The 21,685-nt window shown below is 69.3% G+C and carries 12 protein-coding genes and 3 pseudogenes; 11 read left to right on the plus strand and 4 right to left on the minus strand.

Annotation, left to right across the window (positions count from 1 at the left end; all coding sequences use genetic code 11):
- Positions 1–4: 4 nt before the first annotated feature.
- The 4 genes from ACFV6H_RS28120 to ACFV6H_RS28135 all read right to left on the minus strand — a co-directional run bounded on the left by ACFV6H_RS28120 (position 5) and on the right by ACFV6H_RS28135 (position 3,803).
- Positions 5–1,294 carry an acyltransferase family protein gene (locus ACFV6H_RS28120; protein WP_385547423.1) on the minus strand — a complete coding sequence of 430 codons (1,290 nt, stop codon included), beginning with the start codon at positions 1,292–1,294 and terminating at the stop codon, positions 5–7.
- A gap of 232 nt (positions 1,295–1,526) precedes the next feature.
- Positions 1,527–1,733, minus strand: a complete 207-nt coding sequence (locus ACFV6H_RS28125) for a ferredoxin (protein ID WP_385547426.1) — start codon at positions 1,731–1,733, stop codon at positions 1,527–1,529.
- Positions 1,734–1,737: 4 nt separating this feature from the next.
- The gene (locus ACFV6H_RS28130; protein ID WP_385547429.1) at positions 1,738–2,949 is read right to left on the minus strand and encodes a cytochrome P450; all 1,212 of its coding nucleotides are present in this window, start codon (positions 2,947–2,949) and stop codon (positions 1,738–1,740) included.
- A gap of 167 nt (positions 2,950–3,116) precedes the next feature.
- Positions 3,117–3,803 (minus strand): TetR/AcrR family transcriptional regulator, encoded by a 687-nt coding sequence (locus ACFV6H_RS28135; RefSeq protein ID WP_385547432.1) that lies wholly within the window; start codon positions 3,801–3,803, stop codon positions 3,117–3,119.
- A 136-nt stretch (positions 3,804–3,939) separates the two neighbouring features.
- Between ACFV6H_RS28135 and ACFV6H_RS28140 the strand changes: the two genes are divergently transcribed.
- The 11 genes and pseudogenes from ACFV6H_RS28140 (at position 3,940) to ACFV6H_RS28190 (ending at position 21,670) form a co-directional block, all read left to right on the plus strand.
- On the plus strand, positions 3,940–5,415 hold the full coding sequence (locus ACFV6H_RS28140; RefSeq protein ID WP_385547435.1) for a DHA2 family efflux MFS transporter permease subunit: 1,476 nt from the start codon (positions 3,940–3,942) through the stop codon (positions 5,413–5,415).
- A gap of 254 nt (positions 5,416–5,669) precedes the next feature.
- Positions 5,670–6,704, plus strand: a complete 1,035-nt coding sequence (locus ACFV6H_RS28145; protein WP_385547438.1) for a methyltransferase — start codon at positions 5,670–5,672, stop codon at positions 6,702–6,704.
- Between the two features lie 58 nt (positions 6,705–6,762).
- Positions 6,763–8,514 (plus strand): acetyl/propionyl/methylcrotonyl-CoA carboxylase subunit alpha, encoded by a 1,752-nt coding sequence (locus ACFV6H_RS28150; protein ID WP_385547723.1) that lies wholly within the window; start codon positions 6,763–6,765, stop codon positions 8,512–8,514.
- Positions 8,515–8,520: 6 nt separating this feature from the next.
- Positions 8,521–9,420, plus strand: coding sequence for an alpha/beta hydrolase (locus ACFV6H_RS28155; protein WP_385547726.1), 900 nt, complete (start codon positions 8,521–8,523; stop codon positions 9,418–9,420).
- Positions 9,420–10,685, plus strand: a complete 1,266-nt coding sequence (locus ACFV6H_RS28160) for an MFS transporter (RefSeq protein ID WP_385547441.1) — start codon at positions 9,420–9,422, stop codon at positions 10,683–10,685. The genes ACFV6H_RS28155 and ACFV6H_RS28160 overlap by 1 nt, the downstream gene beginning before the upstream one ends.
- Positions 10,686–11,469: 784 nt before the next feature.
- A pseudogene (locus tag ACFV6H_RS28165) lies at positions 11,470–12,383 on the plus strand (transposase family protein).
- 97 nt (positions 12,384–12,480) lie between these two features.
- Positions 12,481–12,754: pseudogene (locus tag ACFV6H_RS28170) on the plus strand (transposase); the annotation flags it as partial.
- Positions 12,755–12,756: 2 nt separating this feature from the next.
- Positions 12,757–14,709: pseudogene (locus ACFV6H_RS28175) on the plus strand (glycoside hydrolase N-terminal domain-containing protein); the annotation flags it as partial.
- Positions 14,710–14,786: 77 nt separating this feature from the next.
- The gene (locus ACFV6H_RS28180; protein WP_385547729.1) at positions 14,787–16,004 is read left to right on the plus strand and encodes an SGNH/GDSL hydrolase family protein; all 1,218 of its coding nucleotides are present in this window, start codon (positions 14,787–14,789) and stop codon (positions 16,002–16,004) included.
- 127 nt (positions 16,005–16,131) lie between these two features.
- Positions 16,132–18,318, plus strand: coding sequence for a glycoside hydrolase family 3 N-terminal domain-containing protein (locus ACFV6H_RS28185; protein WP_385547444.1), 2,187 nt, complete (start codon positions 16,132–16,134; stop codon positions 18,316–18,318).
- Between the two features lie 145 nt (positions 18,319–18,463).
- A complete protein-coding gene (locus ACFV6H_RS28190) occupies positions 18,464–21,670 on the plus strand; it encodes an alpha-L-rhamnosidase (protein WP_385547447.1) in 3,207 nt (1,068 codons plus the stop codon).
- Positions 21,671–21,685: the final 15 nt, after the last annotated feature.

Raw genomic sequence — 21,685 nt, forward strand, 5'->3', positions numbered from 1 at the left:
GATGTCATCCGGGCGGTACGGGGGAGGAGGCGGAGGCGGGGGAGACGTCGGCCGCGCTCCTGGGCGCAGGCGGGGCGACCCCGGCATCTGACCGACCGCCAGTGGCGGGCGGCCTGGCGGACCCTCCTCCTCCGCCTCCCCTGCCGAACCTGCGCATGGCGGGCATCTCCACCGTCGTGTAGAGCGCCCAGGCCAGCAGGAGCGAGACGAGGCAGAAGGCCACCATGATGGCGAGGCCACCGGCCGTGGACCAGGTGCGTTCCCGTCCGCCGATGAGTTCGTGTCCGTACGCGATCACGCTGATGTGCACCATGTAGAACGCGAACGAGACCTCGCCGATCCAGACCATGATCCTGCCGCCGAAGACATTCCGGCGCTCCCTCACATCGCCGGAGGCGGACGCGGCGATGAGCAGGGCCAGCGGCAGCACGGTGGCGGCGACGAGCCCGTACTCGAACGGCACGTAGAGCGCGGTGACGTATCCGGCGAGCAGGAGCAGGGAGGCCGGGAGCACACCGATCCGGATCCAGCGGCCGGAAAGCACGATGCGTGCCATCAGGATGCCCAGCACGAACTCCAGCGCGCGGGCCGGAGGGAAGAACGAGATCGCGAAGTGGTGCCACGCGGAGACGGTCGGGTCCCAGGCGAGCGGCGGGCCGCCGGACAGTGTGGCCCGCACGACGGCAGGCAGTGCGACGATCACCGCGACGGTGCCGAGCGCCCAGCCCCACAGGCGCTCCGGACGGATTCTGGACAGGGCGCGCATCAGCCAGGGGAAGCTCAGATAAAATAGAACCTCGCAGGCCAGGGTCCAGCTCACGGGGTTGCCGGCCACGGAGTAGGTGAGGTCCGGCAGCCAGGCGTGGATCAGGAGCAAGCTGGCCGCACTGGGGAGGAAGCTGTCGGCGTCGTCGAGCTGAGGAACGGTCTCGAAGGGCGACGGCGCCATGCCGGTGGTCAGCATGAGCGCGATGACGAGGGCCCAGGTGACGAAGTGGTTCGGAAGGATCTTCGCGAACCGCCTGCGCCAGAAGCGGCGCTTGGTGTCGTCCGCGCGTGCCGACCACGCGAGCACGAAGCCACTGAGGACGAAGAAGAAGGAGACGCCCAACCCGCCGGCCTTGCCGAAGACGAACTGGACGTCCTTGTTCAACTCCGCGCTGTGGAAAAGTCCGGAAGTCGATATATGAAAGAAGAAGACGAGCAGTGCGGCCACGCCGCGCATTCCGGTCAGCGTCGACAGCCGGGCGTTCTTCGGCCCGGTCACACCCAGCGGTTCAGTTGTCTCTACCATCGGCACACTCCCAAGCTCAGACCTTGGCATTCCGCTACTTTCCGTGGGAACGAATTTCCGCCACTGGAAACGTAGAGCGGTTCGGCAGGCCGGTGGAAGCAGCGCCGGAGTTTCTTGTGCGAGGGCATGACGGGATTTCACCTGCCTCTGTGGATTGACACACGCTTGACATCCACGAGGCAGACGTGGCCGGCCCGTCGCGCGGGAGTCCGTGCCACGAGCCGGCCGGTGATCAGTTCTCTTCCCGCACCGAGAGGGCGCCGGCCGGGCAGCAGTCGACCGCCTCGTACACCGCCGCGCTCAGTTCGGCCGGTGGCCGCGCGACGAGAAGGACGACCAGGCCGTCGCTGTCGTCCTGGTCGAACACCTCCGGCAGTGCCGACACACACTGTCCGGAGCCGCAGCATCTGCCGGTGTCCGCGCTGAGGAACAGTCCCATGGCCTTACCACTCCACCGGGAGGGTGAACAGCCCGTAGATGTTTCCGCCGTGGCGGAAGTCCAGTTCCTCCAAAAACCTGGTCACCCTCAGACCGGGCAGTCGGCGCACGATCCCGGCCAGCGCGCACTGTAGCTCCAGCCGTGCGAGAGGCTGCCCGAGGCATTGGTGGACACCGAAACCGAAGGCCATGTGCTGACGGCTGTTGCGTTCGATGTCGAGACCGTCGGGCTCCTCGAAAGCGCGGGGGTCGCGGTTGGCGGCACCGATCTGGAGCAGGACACCCTCGCCGGCCTTGATCGGCGTCCCGCCGATCTCCAGGTCCTCCCGTGCCACCCGCTGGAGTCCGGTCGGCACGATGCTCTGGTGCCGCAACAGCTCCTCCACGGCGGCCGGTACGAGCTCCGGACGCTCCACCAGCTTCGCCCATTGGTCGGGCTGACGCCGCAGCGCCAGTATCCCGAGGCCGATCTGGTTGGCCGTGGTCTCATGGCCGGCGATGAGAAGGTTCAGTGCCATTCCGGCCACTTCCAGCCGGCTGAGATGGCCGGGTGTCTCCTGCTCGGCCACGAGGCGGCTGATCAGATCGTCGGCGGGGTCCGCCGCCTTCTCGGTGGCCAGCCGGTCGAGGTACGCGGCCAGCTCACCGAGAGCCGTGTTCACCTCCTCGGGGGAAGCCGTCGTGTCCTGGACGAGCTGGCTGCGCTCCTGAAAGTAGCCGTGGTCCTCGTACGGCACACCGAGCATCCGGCAGATGACGAGGGAGGGCAGCGGCAGCGCGAAGGCTTCCATGAGATCGGCCGATGTCCCGGAGCCGGTCATCTCGTCGAGCAGCGCGTCCACGGTGGCGTCGATCTCGGGGCGCATGGCCTCCATGCGCTTGACCATGAACTCCGCCGTGAGCATGCGTCGTTGCCTGGTGTGCTCGGGCGGGTCCATGCGGATGAAAGTGATCAGCCCTTCTCCGATCGCCTCACTCTGGGCGGCCGAGAGGAAGGGGAAGCCGTGCCGCCGGACATCGGAGCTGAGGCGCGGGTCGCGCAGGGCACTGCGCACGTCGGCGTGCCGGGTCACCAGCCATGGTCTGCTGCCGTCCCACAGGGCGACGCGCGATACGGGCCGTTCCTCCCGCAGCTCGCTCAGCAGCGGCGGCGGGTCCATCGGACACCCGGTGGCGGCGACGGGAAAGGCGGGAATCTCGGGCTGGGTGGCAGTCATGGGGAACCTCCTGAAGTCGCGGCACTCTCCGGCTTCGCTTGCGAACCGTTGGTGACGCTATCCGGGGATGTCGGCGTCCTGCCAACGAAGTTGACGCACCCTTGTCGACTTCGCGAACCTTTGACGCTTCTCTGCGAATTCCCCGGAAGTGAGCCGGGCCCCGCGGATCAGAAGGAGGGCGCGGGCACGGTGATGTCGATGTCTGCCGTGCCGAACGCCTGGAGGAAGGTGTGGACCGCGGCACGGGCAAGGGACCGGAGTTCGTCGTCCGGAACCTTCGTGGTCCCGAAGCCCGACCGGGTCTCCATGGGACCGGTCAGCAACGCGATGAACTGCTCGGCCGCCAGGGCGGGATCGTTGGCGCCCAGTCGGCCGTCGAGGGTCAGCCGGGCAAGCCGGTCCGCCAGCGCTTCGGTGACCCGGTTCGTCCCGCCGCCGCGGACGGCGCCCATCAGCTCGGGAAACCTACTGACCTCGGCGTAGGCCAGGCGTCGCAGCGCCGTGGACTCGTCACTGGAGTAGCACAGCAGGAAGCGGTGGCCCACGTCTTCCAGCGCCGCCCGTAGATCGGGCTTCGGGCTGGCGAGTCTCTCCATGACCGCGAGGTTCTCCGCCATCGCCTTCTCGGCCACCACCTCGATCGCCTGGCGGAAGAGGTTCGCCTTGTCGTTGAGGTGGTTGTAGACGGTGGGCTTGGCGACGTTCGCCTCGGCCGCGATCTGCTTCACGCAGGCGTTCGCGTACCCCTCACGTGCGAACACGGTGAACGCGGCTTCCAGGATCGCCTGCCTCTTGTCGATGCGCCCCCGGGGCGCCTTGCCCCCCGATGCCTCTGACGTACTCGCTCCGGTCACAGGTCCATCGTATCGCGCCGTTCCGAATAACTGTACTGCCGGTTCAACTTGTTGAACCGGCGGGTTGCATGCTTCGATCGCGGACCACTAGATTGAACCAGCTGGTTCAATAAGGCTGAGACCAACCGGAGAAGCGATGACGCAAGTACGGGCCGACCGCCTGGATCCTGGGCTGGTGCGGCTGATCGCTGTGGTCCTGCTGGGCGGGATGCTGGGCATCCTCAACAGCACCATGGTGGCTGTCGCGATCAGTCCCCTGAGCGAAGAGTTCGACACATCCATCAGCACGATCGGCTGGGCCTCCACAGGCTTCCTCCTGGCCGTCTGCGCAATGATCCCGTTCACCTCGTGGGCGGTGGACCGGTTCGGCAGCAAGCGGCTGTGGATCATCGGCCTGGTGCTGTTCCTGGTCGGCTCACTCACCTCCGGGCTGGCCTGGAACGTGGAAAGCCTGATCGGCTTCCGGGTCGTTCAGGGGCTGGGAGCAGGCATCCTCGACCCTCTGGTGCTGGTCCTTCTGGCCCGCGCCGCCGGGCCGTCCCGCGCCGGCCGGGTCATGGGCCTTATGGGTGTCGTCCTCTCGCTCGGACCGGTGCTCGGGCCGGTCGCGGGCGGCGCCATCCTCGAAGGCTTCTCCTGGCGCTGGATGTTCCTGCTCAGCCTTCCCGTCGGCCTTGTCGCGCTGTTGCTGGCCCTGAAGGTCATTCCGCCGGACTCGCCGCGAGGTTCGGGGCAGGCGGAGGTCCGGCTCGACGTCATCGGTCTCGCTCTGCTCGGTCCCGGTTTCGCGGTACTCGTTCTCGCGCTGACGCAGAGCGCCGAACGCACCGCGTTCGCCGTCTGGCAGGTGCTCACCCCGCTGATCCTCGGTGTGGTGATGCTCGGCGTGTACGGTGCGCACGCCTTCCGTACCCGGCCCACTCCGCCGCTGATCGACCTGCGCCTCTTCAAGAACACGAGCTTCACCGCGAGCGTCACCGTCATGTCGCTCAGCGGCCTCGCCACCTTCGCGAGTCTCTTCGCCCTTCCCCTCTTCTACCAGCAGGCGCAAGGCCACGGCACGCTCGCGGCGGGACTCCTGGTGACGCCGGTGGGTCTGGGCGCGGCCCTGGCGATGCCACTGGCCGGGAACCTCAGCGACAAGATGGGCAGCCGTGGTCTCGCCCAGGGGGGTGCGGTCGTGGCCGCCGTCGGCGGGCTGATCCTCACCCAGGTCTCCCCGGCCACCGACGAGGTATGGACCTCACTGGCCGCGCTGATCATGGGGCTGGGGCTCGGCTTCGTCGGCGCGCCGACGATGGGTTCGCTGTACCGGACCCTCCCCGGTCACCAGGTGCCCCAGGGCAGCTCCGTGCTCTACATGCTCAACCAGCTCGGCGCCGCCATCGGTATCGCCCTGGTCACGGTCATTCTCAAGACCGTCGGCGACACCGACGTGATGAAGGGAATCCACGGCGTGTACTGGTTCGCCATCGGGACGCTCGCCGTTCTGCTGGTTGCCACGCTCTTCCTGCCGGGACGTCTTGAGGTTCCGCCGCCGAGTGCTTCCCCCCAGGCGGACGAACCGCCGGGCGTCTCCGGTCAGAAGGCCGTCGATACCGCCTCGCACTGAGGCCGATCCGGTCGGAGTGACCGGAGTACGCCTCCTACGACACCCCTGCGCCAGGTTCCCCCGGGCCTGGCGCAGGGGTATTTCCACGTCCGGGGCAGGTTTTACAGTGCTCTGACATTGCCCCGTTTTTCTGTGCGGGATTTGAGATTCCTTCGAAGAACCCTGGAGCGCCGTCTCTTGGAATCGTGGCGCACGCCGCAGAGGATGAATGAGCAAGGGCGGCGCCCCGATTTCCTTCCTGGGAGGAACCGAGCATGAACTCTCCGAGCCCCGAGGCACCCGAAGAGCCCAACGCGGCACAGGTGATGGGCATTCTGTCCGGCTACTGGCAGACGAAGATCCTGCTGACCGCGACCGAATCCGATCTCTTCACCCGCCTGTCGGGAACCTCCGTCGGCGCGACCGAGCTGAGCGAAAGCCTGGGCTACCGCATGCCGGGCGCGGGGGACTTCTTTCTGGCACTCGCCGGCCTGGGGCTCATTGAGTCGCACGAGGGCACGTACCGGAACTCGCCCACTGCCGAGCGGTTTCTCGTACGCGGTCGTCCCGAATACATCGGTGGCTACCTCCAGTTCTGCGGCCGTGAGCTGAATCCGGCCTGGGCCGGGCTCGGCGCCTCGCTGCGAACCGGCCGGCCCGCCAACGCCGCCGCCGCCGAAGGCAATCCGTACCACTCGCTGTACGCGGACGCGGCGGCCACGGACTCCTTCCTCGACAGCATGGACATGTTCAACACCCCCATCGCGGCCCGGGTCGGCAGCCTCGACTGGAGCCGCTACTCGTCCTTCGTGGACATCGGTGGCGCCCGTGGCAATCTCGCCCACCGCCTGGTGTCGGTCCATCCCCACCTGGAAGCCGGCGTTTTCGACCTGCCGCAGCTCGAGCGTGCGTTCACCACACACATGGAGGGACTCGCCTCCTCGAAACCGCTCACCTTCCACGGAGGCGACTTCTTCACCGACCCGCTGCCCGAGGCCGATGTGCTGATATTCGGCCACATCCTGCACAACTGGGGAGCCGAGGACCGGGTCAAGCTGCTGCGCGCCGCCTACAAGGCCGTACGGCCGGGCGGTGCCGTCGTCGTCTACGACCCCATGGTCAGCGATGACACCCCTCCGCTCTTCGCCGTGATGGCGAGCCTCAGCATGCTCGTCTGGTCCGCGGGTGGCCACGAGTACTCCGTCCAGGACTGCCACGCGTGGCTGAAGGAGGCCGGCTTCCGCCCGGAGACGGTGGGGCTCACCGACGCCGCGGACGACGTCCTGATCATCGCCCACAAGGACCGCTGAGCCGCCAAGCTTCCCGTGACGGCACCGTACGTGCGAGCGAGAGGGGAAAGCATTCATGGTGCGCAAGGTGCTCATCGCCAACCGAGGCGAAATCGCTGTCCGTGCCGCCCGTGCCTGCCGGGACGCCGGAATCGGGAGCGTAGCCGTCTACGCCGACCCGGACCGGGACGCCCCGCACGTCCGCGCGGCCGACGAGGCGTTCGCCCTGGGCGGTGACACCCCGGCCACCAGCTATCTGGACATGGCCAAGGTGCTCGGCGCGGCGAAGGACTCCGGGGCGGACGCCGTCCACCCCGGCTACGGATTCCTCTCCGAGAACGCGGAATTCGCCCAGGCCGTCCTCGACGCCGGGCTGACGTGGATCGGCCCGCCGCCGCAGGCCATCCGTGACCTCGGCGACAAGGTCGCCGCGCGGCACATCGCGCAGCGCGCGGGTGCCCCGCTCGTCGCGGGCACCCCCGATCCGGTCTCCGGCTCCGAGGAGGTCGTGGCGTTCGCGGAGAAGAACGGGCTGCCGATCGCCATCAAGGCGGCGTTCGGCGGGGGCGGGCGCGGCCTCAAGGTCGCCCGCACCCTGAAGGAGATCCCGGAGCTGTACGACTCCGCCGTACGCGAGGCCGTCGCCGCCTTCGGACGGGGCGAGTGCTTCGTGGAGCGCTACCTCGACAAGCCCCGGCACGTGGAGACCCAGTGCCTGGCCGACACGCACGGCAACGTCGTCGTCGTCTCCACGCGTGACTGCTCGCTCCAGCGCCGCCACCAGAAGCTCGTCGAGGAGGCGCCCGCGCCGTTCCTGAGCGAGGCGCAGAACGCCCAGTTGTACGCCGCGTCGAAGGCCATCCTCAAGGAGGCCGGCTATGTCGGCGCGGGGACCGTCGAGTTCCTCGTCGGGGCCGACGGGACGATCTCCTTCCTGGAGGTCAACACCCGCCTCCAGGTGGAACACCCGGTCACCGAGGAGGTCACCGGCATCGACCTGGTCCGCGAGATGTTCCGCATCGCCGACGGCGAGGCACTGGGATACGGCGACCCGGCCGTGCGCGGTCACTCCTTCGAGTTCCGTATCAACGGCGAGGACCCCGGCCGGGGCTTCCTGCCCGCCCCCGGCACCGTCACCACCTTCGCCCCGCCCACCGGCCCCGGCGTCCGCCTCGACGCGGGCGTCGAGTCTGGCAGCGTCATCGGCCCCGCCTGGGACTCCCTGCTCGCCAAACTCATCATCACCGGCGCCACCCGCGAACAGGCACTCCAGCGCGCCGCCCGCGCCCTCGCCGAGTTCGACGTGCAGGGCATGGCCACCGCCATCCCCTTCCACCGCGCCGTGGTCGTGGACCCGGCCTTCACCGCCAACCCGTTCACGATCCACACCCGCTGGATCGAGACGGAGTTCGTCAACACGATCCCGGCGTTCGCCGTGCCCTCCGACGCGGACGAGGACGAGCCGGGCCGCGAGACGATCGTGGTCGAGGTGGGCGGCAAGCGCCTGGAGGTCTCGCTTCCGGTCAGCCTGGGCATGACCCTGGCCCGTACCGGTCTGGCCGCCGGTGCCCGCCCCAAGCGTCGCGTGGCCAAGAAGTCAGGACCGGCCGCCTCCGGCGACTCCCTCGCCTCCCCGATGCAGGGCACGATCGTCAAGGTCGCGGTGGAGGAGGGCCAGGAGGTCAAGGAAGGCGAGCTGATCGTCGTCCTGGAAGCCATGAAGATGGAACAGCCCCTCAACGCCCACCGCTCGGGCACCGTCAAGGGCCTCAACGCCACGGTCGGCTCCTCGGTCACCTCGGGCGCCCTGATCTGCGAGATCAAGGACTGATCCGTGATGACAACACCCGCGCGGTCCCTCTCCCCGGGCGTACGCGAAATCAGCTTGAACGCCGACGGGGTGACACTGTCCGGTCTGCTTGCCGAGCCCGGGCACACCCCTGCACGAGCGGCCGTCGTCGCCCTGCACGGCGGCGGCATGAACGCGGGCTATTTCGACGGCCAAGCCCACCCGCAGCTCTCGTTACTGACACTGGGAGCACGCCTGGGCTATACGGTCCTGGCCCTGGACCGCCCCGGTTACCGCGACTCCGCCGCCCAACTCCCCGAAGGGCAGGGGCTGGTGGCCCAGGCCACCTCGCTGCACACCGCGCTCCGGGAATTCGTCTCCCGGTACGAGACCGGCGCGGGCCTGTTTCTCCTGGCACACTCCTACGGCGGAAAGGTGGCTCTCACCGCCGCCGCCGACCCGGCGGGGCGGGACCTGCTCGGGCTGGACATCTCGGGCTGCGGACACCGGTACGCCGCTGAGACGTACGGGCTGCCCGCCCCGGCCGGGCAGGGGCACCGGACGAAGAACTGGGGCCCGCTGCGGCTCTATCCCCCCGACACCTTCCGCACCAGCGGCTCCCTCGTAGGGCTCGTACCCGCTCGGGAGAGGGCGGAGGCGGCCCGGTGGCCGCGGCTCTTCTCCGTGATCGCGCCGCACATCCGGATACCCGTACGGCTGACCTTCGCCGAATACGAAGGGTGGTGGCGGCACGACGAAGAGACCCTCGCGGACCTCGCCGCACACCTCTCCGCGGCGCCCCGCGTCCTCCTCGACCACCAGCCCGACGCCGGGCACAACATCAGCCTCGGGTGGGCGGCCCGCGCCTACCATCTCCGTGCTCTCGCGTTCCTGGAGGCCTGCCTCGTATCACGTGAGGCAGCCGCCGTTCCGCAGCCCGCGCGCTGATGGGCGCCCCGCTCGCCGAGGAGGGCCGTGACCCCGGCCGCGTACGGCGTGTACTCGGCGAGGCCTTCCGTTCCCTGTCCGTCCGCAACTTCCGGCTCTTCGCGGCCGGCCAAGTGGTGTCCGTGGCGGGAACCTGGATGATGATCGTGGCCCAGGACTGGCTCGTACTCTCCCTGACCGGAGACTCCGCCACAGCCCTCGGCACGGTGACAGCGGCCCAGTTCACGCCGATGCTGCTGCTCACCCTCTACGGGGGGCGGCTCGCCGACCGGTATGACAAGCGACGGCTGCTGATCGTGTGCAACCTGGTCTCCGGCGCGTACGCCTTCGTGCTGTCACTGCTCCTCCTCGCGGGCGCTCTGGAGCTGTGGCACATCTACGTGTTCGCGCTCTGTCTCGGCACCGTCAACGCCGTGGAAGTGCCGACCCGCATGTCGTTCGTCAGCGAGATGGTGGGCTCCGAGTTGCTGCCCAACGCCTCGGCCTTCAGCGCCGCGTACTTCAACATCGCCCGTGTCGCCGGGCCCGCCGTCGCGGGCCTGCTCATCGCCACAATCGGTACCGGGCCGGTGATGGCGCTGAACGCCGTCAGCTACCTGGCCACGGTGGCCGGCCTGCGCATGATGCGAACCTCCGAACTGCGACGCGCCGCCCGGGTGGGTGACCGCGGAGGCGTCCTCGACGGGCTTCGCCATACGCGAGCCCGTCCGGACCTGACACTGCCCATGGCGCTGGTCGCGGTCATCGGGTTGTTCGGCCTCAACTTCCAGCTCACCCTGCCCCTGATCGCGAAGACCGTCTTCGACGCCGACGCCACCTCGTTCGGACTCCTCACCACCGCCTTCGCCGCCGGATCGGTACTCGCGGCATTTGCCACCACCGCACGACGGGGCCGTCCGTCCGGCAGAACGGTGAGCGGCGCCGCCTTCGCGTTCGGGCTGCTGGAGGCCGCGACCGGCTGGGCCCCCACGTACCCGGCGGTTGTCGTTCTCCTCCTGATGACGGGCTTCACGTCGATCTACTTCGCGCAGGCGGCGAACCACCGGATCCAGTTGGGCAGTGACCCTCAGTATCGCGGGCGGGTCCTTGCCCTCTACACACTGATCCTCCAGGGATCCACCCCGTTGGGCGCGATCCTTGTCGGGCAGCTGACCGAGCACCTGGGCGCCCGCAGCGGTCTGTACGTGGGTGGTCTGGTCTCGCTGGCCGCCGGCGCCACCGCGTGGCTCCTCGACCGTCCCGCTCCGCACGCGAAACCTGTCTGACGGCGACGGCAGGGGAGGGGCCGCACGGTGCCCCGGCCGCCCTCCGTGAGATTCTGTGGGATGTGAGACCGTGCAGGGCGTGAGCGAGACGATGATTGCCAAGACTCTCCAGTACCGCACGGACGGTCCTGAGGACGCCCCCATCCTGGTCCTCGGTCCGTCGCTCGGCACCACCTGGCACAGGTTGTAGATACCGTCCAACGCGGCTCCAGGCATCCAGAACGTGCGCGAAATGCCAGGTCAGGGCATCCCAGTCCGGGGGAGTCGGCCCAGTTGGTGAGAGCCGTGTGAGAGCGGACGACATGAGTGAGCCCCGCCGAAGAGCTCGGCGGGGCTCACTCATGTCGTCACAGGGTGCCCTGTCCGTATTCGGCTAGACCTCGCGCGACCCCCAGCTGCTCGTAGAGTTCGGGCGGTGCCTGAGGCGCGTGACCCAGCCGCTTCTTCTGGCGACGGAGCCGGCTGGCTGTGCAGTATCGGGCCGCCGTCGGATTCAAAGGGTGGATTCGCGGCGCCCCTTATCTGCTCGACCTTGGGTTGCTGTCGCCGGTCGGTAGGAACGAGTGCCTGTGGCTCTCGCATGTTGATCGCCGGGCGGGATATCGAGTCCCTGCTCCGGGCGCTGTGCGGCGGTGGGGCTGTTGTATTCCGGGTCACCGCTTTCAAGTACACGTAGCAACGACGCTGTGACGACGCGAGTAGACCGGCCGATCCTTACGAGTTGGTGCGTGATAGCGGGTGAGGCGTCGTGCCGGGCAGGTGGCATGATCCGAGTGTGGCGATCATGGTCAATCGGGTGGTGCTGGCGCATCGGCTGTTCACGGGGGTCTCTCGGCAGCATCTTGCCTGTCCGGTTAAGGAGTTGGCAGTGCCGTGGCAGGCCGGACGCGAGGGCGGACGTCATGCTGCACGAGGTGGGGCCAGGAAGCGGGCCGCAGGAGCCGGCGCCCGCCACCAGCTGGTGTTCGTCGACCGGCTGGTGGCCACGCTGATCCATCTGCGGCATGACCTGCCGCACTCGGTACTGGGACTGCTGTTCGGCGTCGACCGTTCCACCATCACCCGACGGATCGGGGAGATTCGTCCACTCCTGGCCGAGCGGGGGTGCGCGATCCCCGGCCGCCCCGGCCTGCGTCTGCGGACGCTGCCGGACGTGTTCGCCTACGCCAGGCCGAAGGCATCGAGCTGCGGCTGGACGCCACCGAGATCCAGGTCCGCCGACCACCGGCCGGACGTGGTGGACGGCGCGCGTTCGTCTCGGGGAAGAAGAAGCAGAACACGATGAAGGCCACGGTCGTCGCCGACTGGCGTGGCCGCACGTTATGGACCGATGCCCTGCGGCCTGGACGTATGCACGATGCCACGGCCGCCCGCAACGAGGGCATCGCCGTGTGCTTCCAGCACTTCCCCGACGTCGAGGTACTCCTGGACGACGGCTACCTGGGCCTGAGCCGCGACCACCGCGGGCAAGCGATCACACCGCCCAGAAAACCGCGTCCGGGAGCACTGCCCGGCAGAGTCGAACAGTGGGAGCGTGACCGCCACTGGCACTCCTCCGACCGCATCACCGTCGAGCATGCCCTCGCTGATCACAAACGCTGGAAGCAACTGATGCGCTGGACCCACCGCCGCGACCGCCTGCCCGACACCTACCGCGCCATCGCCAACCTCGTATCCGACCGCACCAACAGCACCTGACAACAGGCCACGACCAAGCCGAACACGCCTCACCCCCTATCACGCACCAACTCGTTAGGCGTCGTTTCCTTTGGCTTGATCGTTCGTTGGTCTGAGCATGACGAGCCTTGCTGAGCGGTTGGTGCCGGACGAGTTGTGGGAGCTGTTTCGGTGGGTGGTGCCTCCGACGGAGGTCATACGCCCGCAGGGCGGCGGGCGCCGGCGGGCCGGTGACCGTGAAGTGTTGACGGCGATCGTGTTCGTGGCGACGTCGGGTTGCTCTTGGCGGCAGTTGCCGCCGGTGTTCGGGCCGGCCTGGCCCACGGGTGTACCGGCGTTTCGCTCAGTGGTCCAAGGCCCGGGTGTGGGCCAGGCTGCACCGGGTTGTCCTCGCCAGGGCGTGGTCTCCTCCTCGTACACGCGCTCAGGAGTGACCTACGAGCGCCGGATCTTCGCCAGCCATCCCGATGACGCCATCGTCGTGCACTTCTCGCAGAAGGGCGGCGGGCGGTACACCGGATCGGTGAGCCTGTCCGGCACCCATGACGAGAGGACCACGGCGGACCGTGCGCGCACGTACGCCTCGTTCAACGGCTCCTTCCCGGACGGCGGACTGCGCTACGGCGCCGCGGTGACGGCGTACAGCAGTACCGGCAAGGTGACGGTCGACGGTACGCGGATCACCTTCGCGGGCTGCAAGGAGCTCACGGTCGTCGTCAGCGGCGGCACCGACTACGCTCCCGACTCGGCCACCGGCTACCGTAACCGTGACCTCGATCCCGAGCGGCTGGCCAGGACCAAGGTCCTGGCGGCGGCCCGCAACTCGGCGACCGCCCTGCTGCACAGCCATGTCGCCGACCACCGCGAGCTGTTCGAGCGGATGGACATCTCACTCGGTGAGTCCTCGGCGCTCCAGCGCGGCCTGGACACCTGGGAGCGTGTCAGGGCACGCCACACCGACGGTGAGGCGGATCCCGAACTCGAAGCCTCCTACCTCCAGTTCGGCCGCTATCTGATGATCGCCGGATCCCGGGACAGTCTGCCGGTCGCTCTCCAGGGGCTGTGGCTGGACGGCAACGACCCGGACTGGATGGGCGATTACCACACCGACATCAATATCCAGATGAACTACTGGATGGCCGACCGGGCGGGCCTGTCCGGCCTGTTCGACGCCTTCGCCGACTACTGCCTGGCGCAGCTTCCGTCCTGGACCGAGCTCACCCACGACCTCTTCAACGATCCGCGCAACCGGTTCCGCAACTCCACCGGGAAGGTCGGCGGCTGGACCGTTTCCTTCTCCACCAACATCCATGGCGGCAATGGCTGGTGGTGGCATCCCGGCGGCAACGCCTGGCTGGCCAACTCCCTCTTCGAGCACTACGAGTTCACCCAGGACACGGCGTATCTCGCCAAGATCTACCCGCTGCTCAAGGGCGCCGTGGAGTTCTGGGAGGCGCGACTGATCACCACGACCGTCACCGACGCGGCCACCGGCGAGCGCCGCGAGGTGCTCATCGACGACAACGACTGGTCGCCCGAGCACGGCCCGCAGGACGCCAAGGGCATGACCTACGCACAGGAACTGGTCTGGGCGCTCTTCGGGAACTTCCGCACCGCCACCGCCGTCCTCGGCAGGGACGCCGCGCACAGCGCGACCGTCGGCGTCCTCCAGGAGCGGCTGTACCTCCCCGAGGTGAGCCCCACGACGGGCTGGCTCCAGGAGTGGATGTCGCCCGACAACCTCGGTGAGACGACACACCGCCATCTCTCGCCGCTCATCGGGCTCTTCCCCGGAGACCGTATCCGCCCCGACGCCTCCACGCCCAAGGCCGTGGTGGACGGCGCCACCGCGCTGCTCACCGCGCGCGGGATGAACAGCTTCGGCTGGGCCAACGCCTGGCGCAGCCTGTGCTGGGCGCGGCTCAAGGACGCGGACAAGGCGTACCAGCTCGTCGTCACCAACCTCAGGCCCTCCGTCGACGGCACCAACGGCACGGCGCCGAACCTCTTCGACATCTACGAGGTCGAGAAGGGCCGCGGCATCTTCCAGATCGAGTCCAACTTCGGCACCGCCGCCGCGATGATCGAGATGCTGGTCTACTCACGGCCCGGTCATGTCGAGCTGCTGCCCGCGCTGCCCGCGGCCTGGGCGGACTACGGCCGTATCACGGGAGTCGGGGTACGGGGCGGCTTCGTGGTCGATCTGAGCTGGCGGAACGGAAAGGTCACCGAGGCCCGGCTGCGCAGCGTCGGCGGGCGTACCACCACGGTCGCGTACGGCGGGCAGAGCCGGAAGGTCAGCCTCCGGCCGGGCGGTTCCGTCACACTGCGGGACCTCGGGCGGTGAGGCCTCGTCAGCGGTCTCCTCACGGCCTGCGCGCGGCGGGAGTCGTCGCCGCGCTGCTGGCCCTGCTGTGTACGCCTCTGACCGCGGAGGCGGCGCCAACGGCACCGACATCACAGGCACAGGCACCGGCCCAGACGCAGACCCAGACACAGGCGCAGGCGCAGGCGCCACGGCATCAGGTCGTCACCTGGGGCGCGAGCGCGGACCGGCAGGGCGAGGCGCCCCGGGACCGGAGCTACCGGATGGTGGTGCGCACCAGCGTCGGCGGCACGGACACCCGGGTCCGGCTGTCCAACGCGTTCGGCGACCAGCCGGTGACCTTCGGCAGCGTCCATGTCGGCAAGCGGCAGGAGGGCGCGCAGGTCGTACGCGGCACCAACCGCCCGCTCACCTTCGGCGGCGCGGACTCCGTCACGGTCCCGCCGGGCGCCACCGTGACCAGCGATCCACTGTCCGGACGGCTGGCGCCGGGGAGCGACCTGGCCGTCAGCTTCCATGTACGGAGCGCGGGTGGTCCTTCGACCGGCCACGGCATGGCCATGCAGACCTCGTACGCGACCGCCGGTGACCATGCCGCCGAGGAGGGCGCCGACAACTGGACCGACCGGACCGGCTCCTGGTACTACCTCGACGCGGTCAGCGTAGAGACCGACACGGACACCGGAGCCGTGGTCACCCTGGGCGACTCCATCACCGACGGCTGGCAGTCCAGCACCGATACGAACCGCCGCTGGCCCGACTATCTCGCGCGCCGGCTCCAGAGCGCCACCGCGACCGGGACCGGGGCGATCAAGGCGATCAAGGGAGTCGCCAACGAAGGGATCTCCGGCAACAAGGTGCTGGCGGACGGCGCCGGACAGAGCGCGCTCGGGCGGCTCCAGCGCGATGTGCTCTCCCAGCCCGGCATCCGCACGGTGTTCCTCTTCGAGGGCATCAACGACATCAAGGCCCACACCGGAGTGACGGCCGGTGATCTGATCGCCGGATACCGGGAGATCATCGACCGGGCGCACACGGCGGGCATCTGTGTCGTCGGCGCGACGGTGCTGCCGTACAAGGGCTGGTACGAGTACGACGCCGAGGGCGAGGCCGTACGCCAGGACGTCAACGACTTCATCAGGAACAGCGGTGAACTCGACGCCGTCGCCGACTTCGACAAGGCACTGCGCAGTCCCTACGACCAGGAGCGGCTGCTGCCGGTCTTCGACGGCGGTGACCATATCCATCCGAACGACAAGGGCATGCAGGTGATGGCCGACACCGTCGACATCAGGACCTTGAGCTGCGACCGCTGACCGGCCGCCCACTCCTGCCGCCGGCGCCGGCTCCCGTATGATCCACCGGCTCCGCTTCCCCCGGGTCCCGCGAGGACCCGGGGGAAGCGGTCATGTCCACCACACATCACCATGAGGGAGCGCTCCCATGACCGGCGCCAGCGGCACGGCACCGTACGTATCCGAGATCACGGACCTGATCGGCCGTATGACGGTCGAGGAGAAGCTCGGCCAGCTCCAGCAGCTCTCCTGGACCGGTGACACCGGGCCCGGCGAGGGACAGACCCACGAGGTGGAGACCACGGCGCGCGCCGGGCTGCTCGGTTCCGTACTGAATGTCACGGGCCCCAGGCACACCAACTATCTCCAGCGCATCGCCGTCGAGGAGTCCCGGCTCGGGATTCCGCTGCTCTTCGGCCTCGACATCATCCACGGCTACTGGACGACCTTCCCGATCCCGCTCGCCCAGGCGGCAGGCTTCGATCCCGAGGTGCCGGCGCGGGACGCCGAGGTCTCGGCAGCGGAGGCACGCTCCAACGGACTGCACTGGACGTTCTCGCCGATGATGGATGTCACCCACGAGCCGCGCTGGGGACGGATCGCGGAGAGCGGCGGCGAGGACCCGTATCTCAACGCGCGCCTCGCGGCGGCCAAGGTACGCGCCTACCAGGGCGACGATCTCGCCGCGCCGGACCGGATCGCCGCCTGCGCCAAGCACTTCGTCGCCTACGGAGGAGCGGAGGGCGGCCGTGACTACAACACGGTCGATGTCTCCGAGGCACGGCTGCGCAATCTCTATCTGCCGCCGTTCAAGGCCGCCGTCGATGCGGGCGTGGCCACCGTCATGGCGGCGTTCAACACCATCAGCGGTGTCCCGGCGCACGCCGATCCCCGCACACTGACCGGCATCCTCAAGGAGGAGTGGGGCTTCGACGGATTTGTCGTCAGCGACTGGACCGGTGTCCATGAGCTGATCGCACACGGTTTCGCGGCCGACGGCGCGGACGCGGGCCGGCTCTCCCTCAACGCCGGTGTGGACATGGAGATGGTCTCCACCCATCTCGCCGAGCATGGAACGCGGTTGCTCGCCGAGGGCCGGATCAGCCTTGAGCGGCTCGACGACGCCGTGGCCCGGATTCTGCGGCTGAAGTTCCGTCTCGGGCTCTTCGACCGGCCGTACACCGACGAGAGCGCCGTGATCACCGCGCCGACCGGTCCGGCACGTGCGGCGGCGCGGGAAGCGGCGGCGCGTTGCATGGTGCTGCTGAAGAACGACGGCGATGTGCTGCCGCTGAGCGCGGAGACCGGATCGCTCGCGGTCGTCGGCCCGTTCGCCGCCTCCACCGATCTGCTGGGCACCTGGATCGCACCGGGAGCCGACGGCTTTCCCGCGGTCACGGTTCTCGACGCCGTCAGGGCGGCGGCGCCCGCCGCCGAGGTCGGCCACGCGCCGGGCGTCGAGGCCCAGGGCCAGGACACCGGCGGAATCCCGGAGGCGGTCACCCTCGCCCGCGCCGCCGATATGACGATCGTGGTGGTGGGCGAGCCCGCCGAGATCACCGGTGAGGCCGCCACCCGCGCCGATCTCGCGCTGCCGGGCGCACAGCGGGAGCTCATCGCCGCGATCGCCGCCGCCGGGCGGCCCTTCGTGGTCGTCCTCGTCAACGGCCGTCCGCTGACGGTGTCGGACTGGCTCGACTCGGCGCCCGCCGTCCTGGAGGCTTGGCACCCGGGCACCGAGGCCGGCCACGCCATCGCCGATGTGCTCTTCGGCGCGGTCAACCCGGGCGGCAAGCTGCCGGTCACGTTCCCGCGTACGGTCGGACAGGTCCCGGTCTACTACAACCACGAGAACACGGGCCGCCCTTACCGTCCGGCACACTCCGACGAGAAGTATGTGTCCCGGTATCTCGACCTGGACGACGGGCCGCAGTTCGTCTTCGGCCACGGCCTGAGCTACACCACCTTCACAGTCGGCGAGCCGAGCCTGAGCGCCGACAGCGTCACGGCCGCGGAGCTGCGCGAGGGCGTCACCGTCGAGGTGGCGGTGAGCGTACGGAACACCGGTGACCGCACCGGTGACGAGGTCGTCCAGCTCTATGTCCACGACCTGGTGGCCACTCAGGTCCAGCCGGTCCGCCGGCTGCGCGGCTTCCGGCGCGTCACTCTCGCTCCGGGCGAGTCCACCACCGTACGGTTCCCGCTCGGCGCCGAGGACCTCGGATTCTGGTCGGCCACGAGCGAGCCCCATTTCACGGTCGAACCGGGCGACTTCGACATCTACACGGGCAACAGCGCACGTGCCGACCGGAAGCGGACGCTGACCGTGACCTGAAACCGGGCGCCGACCGCGACTTGATGTGAAAGGTTTCAATCCGATGCGATGCGGAGCTCTTGACGGGACGGGTTCGGGTCTCTAGTTTCCGGCCTAGTTTCGCAGGAGTGAAACGATTCAACGTCGAGTCGTATCGGAGCCGAGTGTGATCAGCAGAAGACGCCTGCTCAGCACCACCGCCACCGCCCTCGGGACAGCCCTCGCCACCGGAACCGCCACGGCGGCGAGGGCCGCGGACGGGAGCCCTGCCGCACCGCGCGCCCTGAGGCCGGCGCCCGGCCTGCCCACCGTCGAGTACGTCAGAAACCCGCTCGGCCTCGACACCTCACGGCCCAGGCTGAGCTGGCCACTCGTAGCGGACCGCCCGGGCCAGACGCAGAGCGCCTACCAGGTCCGGGTCGCGACCGATCCGCGCCGGCTCTCCCGGCCCGATGTCTGGGACAGCGGCAGGACCGAGTCCGGGGACTCGGTCCTCGTCCCGTACGCGGGCCCGCCGCTGAAGTCCCGTACGCGCTACCACTGGTCGGTACGCGTCTGGGACGGTGACGGCCGCGCCTCCGGGTGGAGCGAGCCCTCCTGGTGGGAGACCGGACTCACCGACGCCTCGGACTGGTCCGCAGAGTGGATCAGTGGCCCCGCCGCACTCGTCGGCGCGCCCGCGCTGGACGGCGCCTCCTGGATCTGGTTCCCCGAAGGCGATCCGGCGAGCAGCGCTCCGGCCGCCACCCGCTGGTTCCGCGCCCGCTTCGAGGTCCCGGCCGGCCTCGTCCGGGCGCGCCTCGTGATGACGGCGGACGACGGCTACACCGCGTATGTGAACGGCGCCCGGGTCGCACACGCCGACGCGGACGGTCCCGCCGAGAACTGGCGCCGGCCCGCCGTCGCCGATCTGACCGGTCAACTGCGCCCGGGCGCCCAGGTGATAGCCGTCTCCGCCACCAACGCCTCGGCCGGGCCCGCCGGTCTGCTCGGAGCGCTGGAACTGACGACCGCCGACGGTGTCCGTACGGTCGTCACCGGCACGGCCTGGCGGACCACGGACCAGGAGCCCTCCGGGGACTGGCTGTCCGCCGGTTACGACGACGCCTCCTGGTCCGCCGCACAGGCCCTCGCCGCCTGGGGCTCCGGACCCTGGGGCCGGGTCCAGGCCTCGTACTTCCCGGCCGCCCAACTGCGCCACGAGTTCCGGCTCAGGAACAAGTCCGTCGCACGGGCGCGGCTGTACTCGACCGCACTCGGACTCTACGAGGCGCACCTCAACGGCGAGCGTGTCGGCGAGGACCGGCTCGCGCCCGGCTGGACCGACTACCACAAGCGGGTCCAGTACCAGACGTACGACGTGACCGCGCTGCTCAAGCCCGGTGCCAACGCGCTCGGGGCCACGGTCGCGGCCGGCTGGTACGCCGGGAACATCGCCTGGTTCGGGCCGCATCAGTACGGCGAACGGCCCGCCCTGCTCGCCCAGTTGGAGGTCACCTACGCCGACGGCTCCACCGAGCGGGTGCTCTCCGGCACCGACTGGCGCGCCGCGACCGGCCCGGTCACCCAGGCCGATCTGATGGCGGGCGAGGAGTACGACGCCCGGCTGGAGACCGACGGCTGGACCCGCGCGGGCTTCGACGACACGCGGTGGGCACCGGCCGAGACCGTCGACGGTGTCACCGCGGCGCTGGTGGCCGAGGTCGACGGTCCCTCGCGCGTGGAGCGGGAGCTGCCCGCCCGTACGGTGACCGAGCCCAAGCCCGGGGTCTTTGTCTTCGACCTCGGCCAGAACATGGTCGGCGCGGTCCGCCTGACCGTGTCCGGCGCCGCCGGGACGACCGTACGGCTGCGCCACGCCGAGGTCCTCAACCCGGACGGCACGCTCTACACCGCCAATCTGCGCACCGCCCGCGCCACCGACACCTACACGCTCAAGGGCGGTGGCAGGGAGACCTACGAACCGCGCTTCACCTTCCACGGCTTCCGTTATGTCGAGGTGACGGGCTATCCGGGCCGGCCGCCGCTCGACGCGGTGGTAGGGCGGGTCATCCACACCTCGGCGCCGTTCACCATGGACTTCACCACCGATGTCCCGATGCTCAACCAGCTGCACAGCAATATCACCTGGGGCCAGCGCGGCAACTTCGTCTCCATACCCACCGACACGCCCGCGCGCGACGAGCGCCTCGGCTGGACCGGCGACATCAATGTCTTCGCGCCCACCGCCGCCTACACCATGGAGTCCGCGCGCTTTCTCACCAAGTGGCTCCGGGATCTGCGCGACGACCAGGCGTCCGACGGTGCCTTCACCGATGTCGCGCCGCTCCTGGGCTCGCTCGGCAAAGGCGTGGCCGGATGGGGCGATGCCGGAGTCACCGTGCCCTGGGCGCTGTACCAGGCATACGGCGACACGCGCGTACTGGAGCAGTCCTGGGCCTCGATGCTGAAGTGGCTCGACTACCTTCAGGCGCACAGCAACGGACATCTGCGGCCCGCCGAGGGATACGGCGACTGGCTCAACGTCCAGGACGAGACGCCCAAGGACGTCATCGGCACCGCCTACTTCGCGCACAGCGCCGATCTGGTCGCGCGGTCCGCCGAAGCACTCGGCAAGGATCCGGCGCCGTACCGGGCCCTGTTCCGCGCGGTCCGCGACGCCTTCCGTACGGCGTATGTCTCCACGGGCGGCCGGGTGAAGGGCGACACCCAGACCGCGTATGTCCTGGCCCTCTCGATGGATCTGCTGGCCGAGGGCGACCGCGGGCCCGCCGCGGACCGTCTGGTCGAGCTGATCAGGGCCAAGGACTGGCACCTGTCGACAGGCTTCCTCGGTACTCCTCGGCTGCTGCCCGTACTCACCGCCACCGGCCACACCGACATCGCCTACCGGCTGCTGCTCCGGAGGACCTTCCCGAGCTGGGGCTACCAGATCGACCGGGGCGCCACCACGATGTGGGAGCGCTGGGACTCCATCACACCGGACGGCGGCTTCCAGGACGCCGGTATGAACTCCTTCAACCACTACGCCTACGGCTCGGTGGGCGAGTGGATGTACGCCAATGTCGCGGGCATAGCGCCGGGCGCTCCCGGCTTCCGCGGGATCGTCGTCCGGCCGCGCCCGACAGCCGAGCTGACGGAGTGTCAGGCCCGCTTCGACTCGGTGTACGGACCGGTCACCACGGCGTGGACGGCGGGCGACGACGGCTTCCGGCTCACCGTCTCGCTGCCCGCCAACACCACCGCGGAAGTGTGGATCCCGGCGTCTGCGGCCGGACAAGTCCGGCATGGCCAGGCCCGGTTCCTGCGGATGGCCGACGGCTGCGCCGTCTTCACCACCGGCTCGGGCACCCACCACTTCGCCGTCCGGTAGGCGCGGGCCGGTGGC

Source organism: Streptomyces sp. NPDC059743 (assembly GCF_042732975.1).
Classification (GTDB): domain Bacteria; phylum Actinomycetota; class Actinomycetes; order Streptomycetales; family Streptomycetaceae; genus Streptomyces.

Excerpts from the sequence above, each read along its gene's own strand:
- ACFV6H_RS28120 (WP_385547423.1), bottom strand. The coding sequence starts at position 1,294 with ATGGTAGAGACAACTGAACCGCTGGGTGTGACCGGGCCGAAGAACGCC.
- ACFV6H_RS28125 (WP_385547426.1), bottom strand. The coding sequence starts at position 1,733 with ATGGGACTGTTCCTCAGCGCGGACACCGGCAGATGCTGCGGCTCCGGA.
- ACFV6H_RS28130 (WP_385547429.1), bottom strand. The coding sequence starts at position 2,949 with ATGACTGCCACCCAGCCCGAGATTCCCGCCTTTCCCGTCGCCGCCACC.
- ACFV6H_RS28140 (WP_385547435.1), top strand. The coding sequence starts at position 3,940 with ATGACGCAAGTACGGGCCGACCGCCTGGATCCTGGGCTGGTGCGGCTG.
- ACFV6H_RS28145 (WP_385547438.1), top strand. The coding sequence starts at position 5,670 with ATGAACTCTCCGAGCCCCGAGGCACCCGAAGAGCCCAACGCGGCACAG.
- ACFV6H_RS28155 (WP_385547726.1), top strand. The coding sequence starts at position 8,521 with ATGACAACACCCGCGCGGTCCCTCTCCCCGGGCGTACGCGAAATCAGC.
- ACFV6H_RS28160 (WP_385547441.1), top strand. The coding sequence starts at position 9,420 with ATGGGCGCCCCGCTCGCCGAGGAGGGCCGTGACCCCGGCCGCGTACGG.
- ACFV6H_RS28185 (WP_385547444.1), top strand. The coding sequence starts at position 16,132 with ATGACCGGCGCCAGCGGCACGGCACCGTACGTATCCGAGATCACGGAC.